The organism is Pseudoxanthomonas kalamensis DSM 18571, from assembly GCF_010211745.1.
In the GTDB taxonomy this organism is placed as follows: domain Bacteria; phylum Pseudomonadota; class Gammaproteobacteria; order Xanthomonadales; family Xanthomonadaceae; genus Pseudoxanthomonas_A; species Pseudoxanthomonas_A kalamensis.
The window spans coordinates 1-14,841 of record NZ_PDWQ01000009.1 but is presented as its reverse complement, the minus strand read 5'-3'; the positions used below and the strand labels follow the sequence as shown (position 1 = coordinate 14,841).

Genomic DNA, 14,841 nt, shown 5'->3' with positions numbered 1-14,841 from the left:
TCCTGTGTTTGTTTCAAGGCTGCGGCAGTCGGAGTATTCATCCCCTCTCTTTTCGGCGGCAGCGTCAGGTGTGGATAAGAGACAGGTCGCGGCGCGCTATCCGGATCTTGCGACGGCGGCGGCAGGCTGCCGCCGGTTCAGTTGGACCAGCTGCCGGGACGCGAGGATTCCGGCAACACCTGCGCCGACAGCGTGTGGTCCTGACCCAGCACGCTGATCGCGTCGGACAGGATCTCGGCGGTCTCGTGCAGCAGCGGGTCGGGACGCTTTTCGGCCAGCTTCTCTCGCTGGGCGTCCTTGACGATATCGCGCTCGCTGGCGCCCAGGCCGTCGTCGGCCAACTGGTCGGCCAGCGGGTCCAGCTCCAGCCCCAGCCGCTTGCGCTCTTCCTGCCGCTGCTTGCGCTGGATTTCCAGCCGCGAACGCTCGGCGCGGCGCTCGGCCTCGTTCAGCGAGATGTACTTCTTTTCCTTCTCGGCGCGGTAGAAGTTCACGTCTTCCACCCACCACTGGTATTCGCGGTCGTCCTGCACGCGCTTGGCATGGCGGGCCTCCAGCGTCGGCAGCAGCGGCGCGAAGTTGCCGTACTGGGTATGCGGAACCGCGGCGATCCGGGTCCACGGCAAGGCGTTGTCGTAGGTGCTTTCGCCGTAATCGCTGGCGTCCACGCTGACCGGGAAGGCAATGTCCGGCACCACGCCCTTGTGCTGGGTGCTGCCGCCGGCGACGCGGAAGAACTGGGCGATGGTCAGTTTCAACTGGCCGTAGCGCGCGCCTTCGTTGCCCGGCCAGCGATCCAGGTCCAGCATGTTCTGCACAGTGCCCTTGCCGAAGCTGGTCTCGCCGATCACCAGGCCGCGGCCATAATCCTGGATCGCGCCGGCGAAGATTTCCGACGCCGAGGCCGAAGCGCGGTTGATCAGCACCGCCAGCGGCCCGTCCCAGGCCACGCCGGCCTTGCGGTCGCTGTTGACGGTGACCCGACCGCCGGATTCGCGCACCTGCACCACCGGCCCCTTGTCGATGAACAGTCCGGTCAGCTCGACCGCCTCGTCCAGCGACCCGCCGCCGTTGTTGCGCAGGTCCAGCACCACGCCATCGACGCCATCGGTCTTGAACTGCGCCAGCAGCCGGGCCACATCGCGGGTAGCCGAGTTGTAGTCGTTGGGATTCTTCCGCCGCGCGGCAAAATCCTGATAGAACGCCGGCAGCTTGATCACGCCAATCTGCCGCTGCGGCGCGTCGCCCTCGGCCGGCAGGGTGATGGTTTCGGCCTTGGCCGCCTGCTCTTCCAGCTTGACCTTCTGCCGGGTGATCACGACTTGGCGGTGGTCGCCGTCGATGCCGCTGGCCACCGGGATGTATTCCAGCCGCACCTGGGTGCCCTTCTTTCCGCGGATGATCTCGGCCACGTCATCGGTGCGCCAGCCGATCACGTCGACCATCGCCCCGGACTTGCCCTGGCCGACCGCCACGATGCGGTCGCCGGGCTGCAGCGTGTCGCTCAGGTCGGCCGGGCCACCGGGGACAATCTCGCGGATGGCAATCATGTCCTCCTGCCGCTGCAGCACCGCGCCGATGCCTTCCAGCGACAGCGACATTTGCTGGTTGAACACCTCGGCCGTGCGCGGGGTGTAGTAGTCGGTGTGCGGGTCGATCGCGCCGGTGTAGGCGTTGAGGAAGCTCTGGAACACGTCCTCGGGCTTCAGCTCGCCGACTCCGCGCTTGAGGTTGGCGTAACGCTTGTCCAGCGTGGTGCGGATGTCGGCCGGCGCCTTGCCGGCCAGCTTCAGCCGCAGCCAGTCGTTCTTCACCGATTTCCGCCAGATCGCGTCCAGCGCCTTGGCATCGGCGGCCCACGCCGCGTCCTCGCGGTCGTATTCCCAGCGCTGGTCGCTGGTGAAATCGAAATCCTGCTTCAGCACTTCACGTGCGTACGCCACGCGCTGCTCCACGCGCTGCTTGTAGATGGCGAAGATGTCGTAGGCCGGGGCCAGCTCGCCGCCGCGGATGGCGTCGTCCAGCCGGGTCCGGTACGGCTCGAAACGGGCGATGTCGGCGGCAGTGAAATACATCTTGTTGCCGTCCAGCGCTTCCAGATAACGCTTGAACACGTCCTGCGACAGCGTATCGTCGAGCGGCCGCGGCCGGTAGGCGTAGCGGCTGTCGGACAGCACCCCGTACACCAGCTTGGCGGCGGTGGACTGGTCGGTGGTCGGTGCCGACGGCAGCGTCCCGTCGGCGCGGGCCAGCAGAGCCAGCGGCACGGTCAGGGCCAGGGACAGCAGGATTGCAGGGGTCTTCGGTTTCATTCGATCGCTCGTGGGCCGCCAAGGCTTCGGTTGCACCTTGCATGGACGGTTGGACCGGTGACAGTGCCGGAAGTTGCCGGCGCTGTCACCTTAAGTTCACCCCAGACTAGCCGCCGCAGGGCGGTACAGGCTGAACCGGACGTGTCGGAAAACTGCGCTCAGCCGGCCACGCCGGCCTGTCTGGCCTGCAGGTCGGCATGGTAGGAGGAACGCACCAGCGGGCCGGACGCCACATGACTGAAGCCCAGCGCCAGGCCGTATTCCTCCAGCGCCCGGAATTCTTCCGGTGTCCAGTAGCGCAGCACCGGATGGTGGTGGGCCGAGGGCTGCAGGTACTGGCCGATGGTGACCATCTCGACGTCGTGCGCGCGCAGGTCGCGCAGGGTGGCCTGCACCTGTTCCATCGTCTCGCCCAGGCCAAGCATGATCCCGGACTTGGTCGGCAGCGCCGGATGCTGCGCCTTGAACTTCTGCAGCAGGGTCAGCGACCACTGGTAGTCGGCGCCGGGACGGACGTTGGGGTACAGGTCCGGCACCGTCTCGATGTTGTGGTTGAACACATCCGGCGGGCTTTCGGCCAGGATTTCCAGCGCACGATCCATGCGACCCTTGCCGCGGAAATCCGGGGTCAGGATCTCGACCCGGGTGCCGGGCGACTGTTCGCGGATGGCGGCGATGCAATCGACGAAATGGCGGGCGCCACCGTCGCGCAAGTCGTCGCGGTCGACGCTGGTCACCACCACGTACTTCAGCCCCATCTCGCGCACGGTCTGCGCCAGGTTGCGCGGCTCGTCCGGGTCCGGCGGCTTCGGCCGGCCGTGGGCGACGTCGCAGAAACTGCAGCGGCGGGTGCACACCTCGCCAAGGATCATGAAGGTGGCGGTGCCATGGCCGAAGCATTCGTGGATGTTCGGGCAGCTTGCCTCCTCGCAGACGGTGACCAGGCGGTTCTCGCGCAGCCGCGCCTTGAGCCGGGCCACGGAACCGTCGGACGGAATGCGCACCCGGATCCACGAGGGCTTGCGCAGCACCGGGGTCTCAGCGAACTGCACCGGCGAGCGGGCGATCTTGTCGCCGCCGACCTGGCGCGCACCGACCTGCAACGGCGCAGTGGCGGATTCGGAAACGACCTGCAGGGGGATGCCGCGTGGGGTGGGGGTGCTCATCCCGCCATTCTACGTCTCCCGCCCGCGACCATCGAACAGGCAATAAAAAAGCCCGCATTGGCCAGGCCAGCTGCGGGCTTGCTCCCTCCCCCACGTCGGGATGCGCGGGCATCGTGCGCAGCGGAATTCGTTCTTGCACGCTGCACTGCAAAATAAAACCTGCGGGTTCAGTTCCCGCGACCGCCCGAGCGGAGATGCGAACCACCGAAAACAAGCGGAAAACCTGCGGATTCCCGTACCGACCCGGGACCAGGCACGGCGACCGAACAATTTTCGGCGGCGCTTTCCTGAATAGGGACATCAGGCTGATGCTGCGCAAAAACAGCCATTTTCGGCCGCAAAACGGCCATTACGCTTCAGGGCAACAACGCCGGCTGCGCGTCGTACCACTGCCGCGCACGCACGACATGGAACTTGCGCTGCCCGCCCTGCAATTCGACCGCCGTGCTCAGTACTCCCCACTTGGCGTACAGGCTGCCGTCGGGCCGCTTGCCGCGCAGGCGCAGGCGCGCGAGCAGGTCGAAACGGTCGTTGCCGGCATCGACCCGGTCCAGGGTCAGGGTATCGCCCTGCCAGCGCAGCCGCCCGGAGGCGCGTGCCTGACCGTCGTCGACCAGGCGGTACACCCACTTGGGGTATTCCTTCTGTCGCGAAAACAACGACAACAGGAAGCCGACATCCTTCAGCTCCATGCGCACGTCGCCGTCCACCCGCATCGGCGTGTCCCAGTCCATTCGCGTGCGCGGCAGCTCCAGCTTCCCCCACCAGTCGCTGCGGGTCTCGCCGCCCGGCTCGGAGAAACTGACCCCGCGCAAGGCCAGCGTGCTGCCGTCGATGGCGAACTCGCGCCGGGCCAGATCCACCTTCTGCAGCCGGGTATCCAGATCCAGGTCGCCGCGCAGGCTCAGGCCCGCCAGTTCCACCCGCGCATCGCGCCCCTGCACCCGCAGCCAGCCCCGACCGATCTCGCCGGCCGGATCCAGGTGCAGGTCCCCGCTGAGCCGTCCGGAACCGCCGGTGAAACGCATCTGGCCCCGGGGCAGGTAGCGGTTGTACGCACGCAGGTCCGGCACCCGCGCATTGTCGAAACGCAGCCGCGCGCGCAGGCTGTCCCTGACCTGCTGCACCGAATCGGAATCGCGCGCGGACAGCTCCAGCCGCAGGTCGTTGCCCTGCACGTAGGGCGCATCCGGCGTCTTCGCCGGGGCGATGCTGAAGCGCTGCATGGCCACGTCCAGCTGCGGCGCCAATTCGTCCTTGGCTCCGGCCAGCAGGGTAGCCACGGCGCTGGCGCGGCCTTCGATCCGGTTGCCCATCACGTGCGCCACCGCGGCGATGTCGGGCACGCGGAACCGGCTGCCGGCGGCCGGCTTGCCGGCCTCGATCTTCACATCCACATCGACGTCGCCGCGGCCGTCGAACTCCAGCCACGGCGCGTCCACCAGCATCCGGGTCAGCCAGCGCAGGCTGGAAAAACGCCAGCGTCCGGCCACGCGGCCGGAGCTGCGCGCCAGCAGGCTGCGCGGATCGTCCAGCGGCAATTGCCGACCCTGCACGCGCAGGTCGGTGTCCAGGCCGAAGATGCCTTCGCTCAGCGCCGGCATCGACAGCTGCAGCGACATGTCCTGGTCGACCGCCAGACTGGCCCGCAGCTGGTCGTGATGCATCACACCCTGCGGGTTGGTGGTGTCCACCGGCATCTGCCAGTCCAGCCGGCTGCCGGGAGTCAGCGCGCCACGCTCGAAGCCGAGGTCAGCCTGCAACTCGCCGCGCTCGGGCATCGCGTCCACCTGCAGATCGCCCTGCGGATCGACCACGATCTTCAGCGCCGCGCCGCGTCCGTGCAGACGCAGGCCCAGGGTCGTGTACTTCAGCTTGTGGATGCCGCTGGCTTCGGCGCGGCTGTGGCGGTCGATGGAAAAATCCGCGTCCAGCACGCCGTCACGCAACAGTTCGTGTTTTCCAAGCCGCACGACGGCGGCATCGAAATGCGCACGCGAAGGCAGCAGTTGCATCGGCCCGCTGCGCATCTGCTTGACGAAGCCGACCTCGGCGCTGCCCTTGCCCTGCAGGTGCAGGCGCCCGAAACCGCCCTCGCGCACGCTGTCGCTGACAATGCGGTCGAAGCGCAAGGTCCAGCCGCCCGGCCGGTAGTCCGGCGGCGCCAGGTAGTCCTGCACGCGGTCAACCCGGCCGCTGACCTGTTCGGCGCGGACCTCGGGAAAGCGCAATTCCTTGCGCAGCAGCGGCAGCAAGGCAATCTGTCCGCTGGCGCGCTCCGCCTGCGCCGACCACTGCACGTGGCCGGCATGGCCCTGCATGCGCACGCCGGACAGCGAGATCCGGCCCGGCCACCAGGTGCTGCCGCGTTCCCAGTGCATGCGGAACTTGTCCGGCTTGCGGTTGACCACCTCGGACAGCGGCGTGTTGAGGAACAGGTTGCCGGCCAGCAGATAGACGGCATAGGCCAGACCCAGGCCGATCAGGCTGCGGGTCAGCCAGCGCGGCAGGCGGCGGGCGGAAGCGTCGGGCATCGCGGCAGGATGCCCGAATCGCGGGAGTCGAGAAAGCCGCCGGCCTCAGGCGGCCTGTTGCGATGCCGCTGTTCGCCGGCGTGCGCGGACCGCCTGCGCCAAGCGCTCCAGCACCGCCACCGACGGCTCCCACGCCAGGCAACCATCGGTGATGCTCTGCCCGTACACCGGCGCCTTGTCCTCGACCAGGTCCTGGCGGCCGCCGACCAGATGGCTTTCCACCATCACCCCGACGATGCGCCGCTCGCCGGCTTCCAGTTGGCTGGCGATCGACTCGATCACCGCCGGCTGGTTGTCCGGATTCTTGCCGCTGTTGGCGTGGCTGGCGTCGATCATCAGCCGCGCCGGCAAACCCGACTTCTGCAACACCTCGCTGGCCGCCTGCACGCTGGCGGCGTCGTAATTGGGCGCCGTGCCGCCGCGCAGGATGATGTGGCAGTCGCGGTTGCCGCGGGTGGTGACGATGGCGGTCTGCCCGGACTTGGTCACCGACAGGAAATGATGCGGATGTGAGGCCGCACCGACCGCGTCGGCGGCGATCTTCACGTCACCGGTGGTGCCGTTCTTGAACCCGACCGGGCACGACAGGCCCGAGGCCAGTTCGCGATGGACCTGGCTTTCGGTGGTGCGCGCGCCGATCGCGCCCCAAGCCACCAGGTCGGCCACGTACTGCGGCGAGATCACGTCGAGGAATTCCACCCCGGCCGGCAAGCCCATCGCGTTGATGTCGCGCAGCAGGCCGCGCGCCAGCCGCAGGCCCTTGTTGATGTTGAAGCTGTTGTCCAGGTCCGGATCGTTGATCAGGCCCTTCCAGCCGACCGTGGTCCGCGGCTTTTCGAAATACACCCGCATCACGATCTCCAACGCATCGCCCAGCTGTTCGCGCAGGGGCTGCAGCCGGCGCGCGTAGTCCAGCGCCGCCTCGGGGTCGTGGATCGAGCACGGCCCGATCACCACCGCCAGGCGGTCGTCCTGGCCATGCAGGATCGCGTGCAGCGCCGCGCGCGACGCGGCCACGGTGGCGGACGCCGTTTCATCGCAGGGCAGTTGCGCAAGCAGTTCGGCGGGCGGCACCAGCGGTTGCAGGCCGTGGATGCGCAGGTCGTCGGTCAATGGGGGCATGGCTCGAATCTCTCGTGGGGTTGCAGTGTTTCGTGGCAAGAAAAAAGCCGCCAGTGTCGCTGGCGGCTTTCGGGATGCGGCTGAAGTGTCCTTCAGGCTGTACGCGATCCTTCCTCCGCCTGCGGCATCGGAAATCCGTAGTACCAGAAGTAAAAACGGGCGCGGTTCGCGTTCATCGGCGGTATTGATAACACGACACGCGCACCGCGCCAACGGTTTCAATTGCAAACGTGCCCGTATCCCGCGACATGCCGTCCATCGGATGAACAGGGGCGATATCCCCCCTGTACGACATGAGCAGGTAGGGTTTGCCCCGATATCAGCCCATGGAGACTTGACCATGCGCCGGATCGTGATCGCCATTGCCGCAACATGCCTGCTGCAGGTCGTGGCCGCGGCCGAACTGCCAAAAGCCGGGCTGCGCCTGGAATCGGCGTCTACTCAGCGCCTGGCCGAACTGCGGGCGCTGACACCTGCCGCCACCCTGCACTTCCGTCGTAGCGGCGATATTCCCGACGACGCCCGCATCCGTTACATCGAGCCGGGCAGCGGCCACTATCAGATCGAGCTGGAAAGCAATCTCGGCCAGGAGCCGCGGATCGGCCGCCTGCGCTGGCAGGTCAGCCGCATGCCGTTCTACGGCGACATCGACCAGCCGATTGGCCTAGTCGCCAGCGGCCTGACCTCGCAACGGGTGTTCACCATCGACCTCGGCAAATTCGTGCCGCGCCCCAGCCTGTCCGCCGTGAGCGATGTCCCGCACCCGCAATCGTCGGCGCAGCAGAACGCGAGCACCACCAGCACCGCGCCTGCATCGACCCGGATCACGGCCCCCGTTGCGATCGCGAAAACGCCCGCACTGCGGACCGCAACAACCCACCAAGCGGCCTCACCCTCGACCGCCCGGCCGCAGATGGTTCGCTCCGGCCTGTCCTATCCCGGCATGCGCAACGGCTGGGCACCGCGCTTCTACGTGCGCGTGGTGCCGGTGGACGACCGCGCCAGCCTGCAACCGGAGCAGTTGCGGGCCATTGGCCGGCCATCGGAGCCGCTGGTCCTGGTCTGGGACACGCCGCCACAGACCGCGCTGGCGCCCAGCCAGTTCGAAACCGTCAGCACCACCGATTACGACATCCGGCTGGTGTCCTTCGTCTACCACCCGCAGGAAACCGACGATCACTGGCCTGCCGGCTGCGAGGAAATCCCGCGCGACGACGGCACCGACGCCCTCGACGTCATCAGCGACATCCCCGGCGCGGTAGTGGACCTGATCAACTGGGCGTCGCAGGCCTACGCCGACCTGAAACGGATGGCAGTCTCGCTGGTCGCCTCGTTCCTGCCCTTTGTTCCGGAAAGCGTGATCTCCGCGGCGCTGGATTCGGCGCTGGCCGCGGCCGGCATTCCGCCCTCGATCCCCAACGTCGACCAGCTGATGAACAGCGGCGCCGACTATCTGGCCGCGCAGATGGCCGAACAGATTCCGGTCCCCAGCGCCGGCGTCTGGGCCGACATGGCCCTGGACGAGGCCAAGGACCGCATTCGCGAGGAAACCAGGCAGGGCCTGCTCGACGCGGCGAAGGCGGTTGCCGAGAAACAGCGCAAGGACACCAAATGGTGCACGACCCACGTCACCGAACCGTTCTTCGAGGCGACCGTGCGCAATGCCGCCGCCAATGCCGCCGACAACGTCGTCGTCAGCCTGCACGACAGCGCCGGCTTCTTCGAGAACAAGACCATGACCATCGCGCACATGGCGCCGGGGGAACGCTTCACCCTGCCGATCCCGTATCGTGCTGCGCCGATCATCCCGGAGCGCTACCACTCGCAGATCCCGAAGAAGGATCGCGAGCGCGAACGCAACGAGTGGTGGGACGCCTACTACAGCACCAAGATCTCGTTCACGCTGCGGGCCAGCGAGCGGATGGACTGCCGGGCCGATGGAAGCTGCGCCGCCTATTCGCGCAAGCTGCTGCAGACGCCGACCCGGCAGTGGGACGGCCTGCCGGGCTATCGCGTCGGACCGGGATAGGCGTCCTCGTCTGCGCAGAAAGCGGAAGCCCCGCACAAGGCGGGGCTTCCGGTGTTGCAAGTGGAACGGGGAGGCGAATCAGAAACCCATGCCTCCCATGCCGCCCATGTCGCCGCCCGGCGGCATCGCCGGCTCTTCCTTCTTCGGCAGCTCGGCCACCATCGCTTCGGTGGTGATCATCAGGCCGGCAATCGACGCCGCGTTCTGCAGCGCGGTGCGGGTGACCTTGGTCGGGTCGAGGATGCCGAACTCGACCATGTCGCCGAACTCGCCGTTGGCGGCGTTGTAGCCGTAGTTGCCGGAACCATCCTTGACCTTGTTGACGATCACCGACGGCTCTTCGCCGGCGTTGCTGACGATCTCGCGCAGCGGGGCTTCCATCGCACGCAGGGCGATCTCGACGCCGTGGTTCTGGTCTTCGTTGGCGCCCTTCAGGCTCTCGATCGCGGTCTTGGCGCGGATCAGCGCCACGCCGCCGCCCGGGACCACGCCTTCTTCCACCGCCGCACGGGTCGCGTGCAGGGCGTCTTCGACGCGCGCCTTCTTCTCCTTCATCTCGACCTCGGTGGCGGCACCGACCTTGATGACGGCCACGCCGCCGGCCAGCTTGGCCACGCGCTCCTGCAGCTTCTCGCGGTCGTAGTCCGAAGAGGTCTCCTCGATCTGCGCCTTGATCTGCTTGATCCGCGCCTCGATGCCTCCGGTGTCGCCGGCGCCGTCGATGATGGTGGTGTTCTCCTTGCTGACCTGCACCTTCTTGGCGCGGCCCAGGTCGCTGATGCTGGCCTTCTCAAGCGACAGGCCCACTTCCTCGGAGATCACGGTGCCGCCGGTCAGCACGGCCATGTCTTCCAGCATCGCCTTGCGGCGGTCGCCGAAGCCCGGGGCCTTGACCGCCACCACCTTGACGATGCCGCGGATGGTGTTGACCACCAGGGTCGCCAGCGCTTCGCCCTCGACTTCCTCGGCCACGATCAGCAGCGGCTTGCCGGCCTTGGCCACGCCCTCGAGGACGGGCAGCAGGTCACGCACGTTGGAGATCTTCTTGTCGTGCAGCAGGATGAACGGATCGTCCAGGTCGGCGGTCTGCGACTGCTGGTTGTTGATGAAGTACGGCGACAGGTAGCCGCGGTCGAACTGCATGCCCTCGACCACGTCCAGTTCGTTGTCCAGGCCCGAGCCTTCCTCGACCGTGATCACGCCTTCCTTGCCGACCTTCTTCATCGCGTCGGCGATGATGTTGCCGATCGACTCGTCGCTGTTGGCCGAGATGGTGCCGACCTGGGCGATCGCCTTGTCGTCGGCGGTCGGCTTGCTGATGTTCTTCAGCTCCTGCACCGCGGCGGTCACCGCCTTGTCGATGCCGCGCTTGAGGTCCATCGGGTTCATGCCGGCGGCAACCGCCTTCATGCCCTCGCGGATGAACGCCTGCGCCAGCACGGTGGCGGTGGTGGTGCCGTCGCCGGCGTTGTCGCTGGTCTTGGAAGCCACTTCCTTGACCATCTGCGCGCCCATGTTCTCGAACTTGTCCTGCAGTTCGATCTCCTTCGCCACGGACACGCCGTCCTTGGTGATGGTGGGGGCGCCGTAGCTCTTGTCGAGGACGACGTTGCGGCCCTTCGGGCCGAGGGTGGCCTTCACGGCGTTGGCCAGCGTGTTCACGCCGCGCACCATGCGCGCGCGCGCGTCTTCGCCGAAACGGATGTCTTTGGCAGCCATTGCAATTACCTCAGTTCAATAGGGGATTCGGGAATTCGGATACGGAACAGGGCTGCGATCAGCCGAGGATGGCGAAGATGTCGTCTTCCTTCACCACCAGGTACTCGGCGCCGTCCAGCTTCACCTCGGTGCCGCTGTACTTGCCGAACAGGACCTGGTCGCCGATCTTGACCTTGGGAGCGCGCACGCTGCCGTTGTCCAGCACCTTGCCTTCGCCGACGGCGACGACTTCGCCCTTGATCGGCTTTTCGGTGGCCGAATCCGGAATCACGATGCCACCGGCGGACATCTTCTCTTCTTCGGTACGCTTGATGACCACGCGGTCGTACAGCGGCTTGATGTTGCTCATTTCAATCCTCGTCAAGTGATTGATTGCTAAGAAAAAGGATCGCGATGCTAGCACTCTCTTGCCGAGAGTGCCAAGACCGCGGGCGCGACAAGCCCCGCTTGCCGGGTGCCGGGGAGATGGGGGCCGCCCGGGAGCTTTCAAGAGCCGGACAGAAAAAAGGCGCGCATGCAGGGGAGCATGCGCGCCGGGACGAGGGGGACCCATCCAGTGGACGCCTGCCATCCTGGCGGGCGCCACCTCGCTCGACTTGGAGGTCGAGGCCAGCGTCCGTGCCGGCGTGCATAGCAATAGCAAGCGGAATTGACGGAAGAAAGCGATTACGATCACGAAACGGGGTCAGAATCGCTGTATTTACATTAATCAAATTATTGATAAATAAAGAAATTATCAACAATAAGCCAGTAAAACCGGACAATCGTTGCCTATTTTTCTTCACCCCGTCAGTTATTCTGACGGCTACTTTCCTTCACCGGCCGGGATGGCTATGTTGCGACCTTGCAAGGCGCAACACTCGCAAGGAGCGAGGCATGACCCCACAGGAACGGATCCGCCTGGCTCGGCGCACCGCCGGGATGTCGCAACAACAACTGGCGCGCGAGATCGGCGTGCAGCGCAGCGCGGTCAGCCATTGGGAGTCTGCCCAGGGCGGCAATCCCAGCCTGAGCCACCTGCGCGAAGTCGCGGTGGTCACCCACACCCAGTTCGAATGGCTGGCCACCGGCCGCGGCAGCATGTCGCTGCCGCGCGAAACGGCGCTGGATTCGGTCGCCGCCGCGCAGGCCCTGCTGGTCGAGGACCCGCTGGAATTCCGCCTGGTATCGGCGTTCCGCGATGCGCCGCTGCAGGCGCGAATGGCCTTGCTGGAAGTGATGGAAACCCTGGCGCGGCAGCGGCTGGGACGATCGAAACGCACGGCGGCGACTGGTGGCGGCTGAGTCGCCCGAAACATCCTGAAACACCTTCGGCCGGTCCTCCGGCTAGGCTGGCTCGAGGTCTTTCCCTGGAGCCGACGCCATGCCCCTGCCCGCCCGCCTGCTGGTCTCGCTGTGCCTGTCGACCCTCGCCCTGACCGCGCACGCTGCCGGCGTGGTCCGCTTCCACGCCCAGGCCCCGGAGCCGTCGCGCAGCGGCGATTTCGTCGTTGAATACGACGACCAGGGCAATGCCCGCCTGAGCGGCGGCAAACGGCCCGGCTACCTGCTGCTGCGCGGCGACCAGGCCTATCAGGTCGGCGAGGACGGAAGCGTTTACGACCTGAAACAGGTCGCGGGCGTGCTGAAGCAGTCCGGCTTGTCCGGCAGCCGACGCGGCGGGCGCTTTGGCGGACGGCTGGGCGAACAGGATCCGCAGGTCGCCCTGCAGATGGCGGAGCTGATCGGCATCACCCCCAGCGGACGCAAGGAAACCGTGGCCGGGTTGGAAGGCGAGGTCTACCGGGCCGAGTATCGCGGCGCGGACGGCAAGACCCGTCAATCCGAACTGGTACTGGGCAAGCAGCCGGCACTGCGCGACTTCACCCGGGCCATGCAGCGATTGGGCCATGAAGTGCAGACTCGCCTGGGCCGTACACCGCCGGCCGGCACCGGCAAGCTGTACGACTACCTGGACCAGCACGGCCTGGGCCTGCTGCGGATCGACCAGTCGCTGCTGCTGAAGCAACTGGACGAACGGACGCCGGCCGGCGACCGCTTCGCCTTGCCCGCCAGCCCCACGTCGATCGACAGCCTTCGCGACCTGCGCAAACTCGGCGGCGGCCGTTGGCGCTGAACCGGCGGCTCCGGGAGCATCGCCCGGTTTGCAAGCGAATGTGTCTGCCGGCGCCTGTGGACATCGACACTCACGACTGCTGACAGTCCGGACAGACCTTGCCGCGGACGGACGGGCATCCTGACGGCCACGAACCACGATGGAGTTTCAGATGAACCGCACCCCTCTTCGCAACCGCGCCTGGCTGATCGCCATCGCCGCCGCGGCCCTGTTCGGCCTGGCCGGACTGGTACACGCCGGGGCCGAGCGCGGCCCTTCAGCCGAACGCATCGTCGCCCTCGCCGCGCACAAGCTCGACCTGTCGTCCGAGCAGCAGGACCGGCTGCGTCCATTGGTCGATGAAGCGCTGGCGCTGCATCGCGATGCCCGCAAGGCGCGCGAACTGATGCAGGCCGCTTCGCGCGAGGAACTGTCGCGTGCGGATGCCGACCTGCAGGCGCTGGCGCTGGAACGGCAGGCGCAGACCGACCGGCGCCTGCAACAGGCACGGCAGCTTCGCGACCGTTTCCTGCGCTATTACCAGATCGAGCTGAGCCCGGCGCAACAAGCCAGCGCGCGCGCAGCGATGCTGGAGCGCATGGATCGCTTCCAGCAGCTGCGCGGACGGATGCAGCAGCGTCGCGATGGCCTCCTGCAGATGCAGTGAACGATGAACCGGGCCGGGCATCACGCCCGGCCCGGCCATGACAAGGCCCGGTGCCGCCGGTACGCTTGCCGTCTGCCCCGATAGTTCTTGTCATGTCCCTGCCGATCCGCCCCCCCATCGGCCGCCCGCGTCTGCCGCGACGGTTGCAAACCTTGATCCTGCTGGCCTGTTCCCTGCTTCCGCTGCCCGCGCTGGCCGTGGACGAGGGCGAACTGTTGCCGGTGGACGAAGCCTTCGTCATCAGCGCGCAGGCGCCCAGCCGCGACCGCATCGAGATCCGCTGGCGCATCCACGACGGCTACTACCTGTACCGGCACCGCACTCAGGCCAGTACCGATGCCGCGTTCCAGGCCGACGAACTGCAACTACCGGCCGGCACCCCGCACCAGGATGAATTCTTCGGCGCGGTGGAAACCTACCGCGGCCAGCTGCAGGGCGTGCTGCAAGGCCAGGCTGCGCCCGGCGCCGAGCGCGTCAGCCTGACCCTCAAATACCAGGGCTGCGCCGACGCCGGCATCTGCTATCCACCGCAGACCCGCAAGCTTGAAGTGCAACTGCCCCCCGCGACCACCGCCACCGAGAGCAGCGGCAGCCTGTTGCCGGGCGGTTCCGGCAGTGGCCTGCCACTGCTGGGCGCGGCGGCCGGTACCAACGCGCTGCCATTGCCGGCCGAGCAGGCGTTCGTGTTCGAAGCCATCCCCGGCGACAGCAATACCGTGCTGATGCGCTTCACCCCGGCACGCGGCTACTACCTGTACCGTGATCGCAGCGACTTCAAGGTCAGCGGCGACTCCGGCATCCGCGCCGGCACGCCACAATGGCCGCCCGGCCGCAGCCATCGCGATGAGCACTTCGGCGACGTGGTGGTGTATTTCGATGCGGTCGACGTGCCGCTGCCGCTGCAACGCACGCATGCCAGTGCCGCCGAGGTGCAGGTCACGGCCACGTTCCAGGGCTGTCAGAACGAAGGCATCTGCTACCCGCCGATGACCCGCACGGTGGCGGTATCGCTGCCGGCGGGGAACGGGGCCCCCCCCCCCGATGCCGTGCCGGCCCCCCCTTCCGCCACCCAGAAAGCCAACACCGCACCGGGGAAAACCCCGCCCCCCAAATACCCCCCCCCCACTTCGGCGCCCCCCCCCCACACCACCCACCGGCACCCCCCCCCACACCGCCCGAGTCTCGCACCCCGCCCCC

11 protein-coding genes are annotated in these 14,841 nt (G+C 67.2%); 5 read left to right on the top strand and 6 right to left on the bottom strand.

The window, feature by feature from the left end; translation table 11 throughout:
• Window positions 1–137: 137 nt before the first annotated feature.
• The 4 genes from CSC70_RS13515 to CSC70_RS13500 form a co-directional block, all read right to left on the bottom strand.
• Window positions 138–2,312 carry a carboxy terminal-processing peptidase gene (locus CSC70_RS13515; protein WP_162457171.1) on the bottom strand — a complete coding sequence of 725 codons (2,175 nt, stop codon included), beginning with the start codon at window positions 2,310–2,312 and terminating at the stop codon, window positions 138–140.
• A gap of 158 nt (window positions 2,313–2,470) precedes the next feature.
• The gene (gene lipA / locus CSC70_RS13510) at window positions 2,471–3,478 is read right to left on the bottom strand and encodes a lipoyl synthase (RefSeq protein ID WP_162457170.1); all 1,008 of its coding nucleotides are present in this window, start codon (window positions 3,476–3,478) and stop codon (window positions 2,471–2,473) included.
• Between the two features lie 356 nt (window positions 3,479–3,834).
• Window positions 3,835–6,012, bottom strand: a complete 2,178-nt coding sequence (locus CSC70_RS13505) for an AsmA family protein (protein WP_162457169.1) — start codon at window positions 6,010–6,012, stop codon at window positions 3,835–3,837.
• Window positions 6,013–6,057: 45 nt separating this feature from the next.
• On the bottom strand, window positions 6,058–7,134 hold the full coding sequence (locus tag CSC70_RS13500) for a 3-deoxy-7-phosphoheptulonate synthase (protein WP_162457168.1): 1,077 nt from the start codon (window positions 7,132–7,134) through the stop codon (window positions 6,058–6,060).
• Window positions 7,135–7,474: 340 nt separating this feature from the next.
• Between CSC70_RS13500 and CSC70_RS13495 the strand changes: the two genes are divergently transcribed.
• Window positions 7,475–9,163 (top strand): hypothetical protein, encoded by a 1,689-nt coding sequence (locus CSC70_RS13495; protein WP_162457167.1) that lies wholly within the window; start codon window positions 7,475–7,477, stop codon window positions 9,161–9,163.
• A 78-nt stretch (window positions 9,164–9,241) separates the two neighbouring features.
• Here CSC70_RS13495 and groL read toward each other — a convergent pair whose 3' ends face one another.
• Both groL and groES read right to left on the bottom strand, forming a co-directional pair.
• Complete coding sequence (gene groL / locus CSC70_RS13490; protein ID WP_162457166.1) at window positions 9,242–10,882, bottom strand: chaperonin GroEL; 1,641 nt, start codon at window positions 10,880–10,882, stop codon at window positions 9,242–9,244.
• 58 nt (window positions 10,883–10,940) lie between these two features.
• Window positions 10,941–11,231 (bottom strand): co-chaperone GroES, encoded by a 291-nt coding sequence (gene groES, locus CSC70_RS13485; RefSeq protein ID WP_162457165.1) that lies wholly within the window; start codon window positions 11,229–11,231, stop codon window positions 10,941–10,943.
• A 527-nt stretch (window positions 11,232–11,758) separates the two neighbouring features.
• On the opposite strand from groES, the gene CSC70_RS13480 reads away from it, so the two are divergent.
• The 4 genes from CSC70_RS13480 to CSC70_RS13465 all read left to right on the top strand — a co-directional run.
• Window positions 11,759–12,166 carry a helix-turn-helix transcriptional regulator gene (locus CSC70_RS13480; protein ID WP_162457164.1) on the top strand — a complete coding sequence of 136 codons (408 nt, stop codon included), beginning with the start codon at window positions 11,759–11,761 and terminating at the stop codon, window positions 12,164–12,166.
• A gap of 79 nt (window positions 12,167–12,245) precedes the next feature.
• Entirely contained in the window at window positions 12,246–12,998 is a 753-nt protein-coding gene (locus tag CSC70_RS13475; RefSeq protein ID WP_162457163.1) for a hypothetical protein, read from the top strand.
• Window positions 12,999–13,149: 151 nt separating this feature from the next.
• The gene (locus CSC70_RS13470; RefSeq protein ID WP_162457162.1) at window positions 13,150–13,644 is read left to right on the top strand and encodes a hypothetical protein; all 495 of its coding nucleotides are present in this window, start codon (window positions 13,150–13,152) and stop codon (window positions 13,642–13,644) included.
• Window positions 13,645–13,736: 92 nt separating this feature from the next.
• Window positions 13,737–14,841: protein-disulfide reductase DsbD domain-containing protein (locus CSC70_RS13465; RefSeq protein ID WP_281349624.1), on the top strand; the 1,105-nt coding region annotated here is incomplete at its 3' end.

Bases quoted from the DNA above. Each gene is read 5' to 3' on its own strand.
- CSC70_RS13515 (WP_162457171.1), bottom strand. From the start codon at position 2,312: ATGAAACCGAAGACCCCTGCAATCCTGCTGTCCCTGGCCCTGACCGTG.
- lipA (WP_162457170.1), bottom strand. From the start codon at position 3,478: ATGAGCACCCCCACCCCACGCGGCATCCCCCTGCAGGTCGTTTCCGAA.
- CSC70_RS13505 (WP_162457169.1), bottom strand. From the start codon at position 6,012: ATGCCCGACGCTTCCGCCCGCCGCCTGCCGCGCTGGCTGACCCGCAGC.
- CSC70_RS13500 (WP_162457168.1), bottom strand. From the start codon at position 7,134: ATGCCCCCATTGACCGACGACCTGCGCATCCACGGCCTGCAACCGCTG.
- CSC70_RS13495 (WP_162457167.1), top strand. From the start codon at position 7,475: ATGCGCCGGATCGTGATCGCCATTGCCGCAACATGCCTGCTGCAGGTC.
- groL (WP_162457166.1), bottom strand. From the start codon at position 10,882: ATGGCTGCCAAAGACATCCGTTTCGGCGAAGACGCGCGCGCGCGCATG.
- groES (WP_162457165.1), bottom strand. From the start codon at position 11,231: ATGAGCAACATCAAGCCGCTGTACGACCGCGTGGTCATCAAGCGTACC.
- CSC70_RS13480 (WP_162457164.1), top strand. From the start codon at position 11,759: ATGACCCCACAGGAACGGATCCGCCTGGCTCGGCGCACCGCCGGGATG.
- CSC70_RS13475 (WP_162457163.1), top strand. From the start codon at position 12,246: ATGCCCCTGCCCGCCCGCCTGCTGGTCTCGCTGTGCCTGTCGACCCTC.
- CSC70_RS13470 (WP_162457162.1), top strand. From the start codon at position 13,150: ATGAACCGCACCCCTCTTCGCAACCGCGCCTGGCTGATCGCCATCGCC.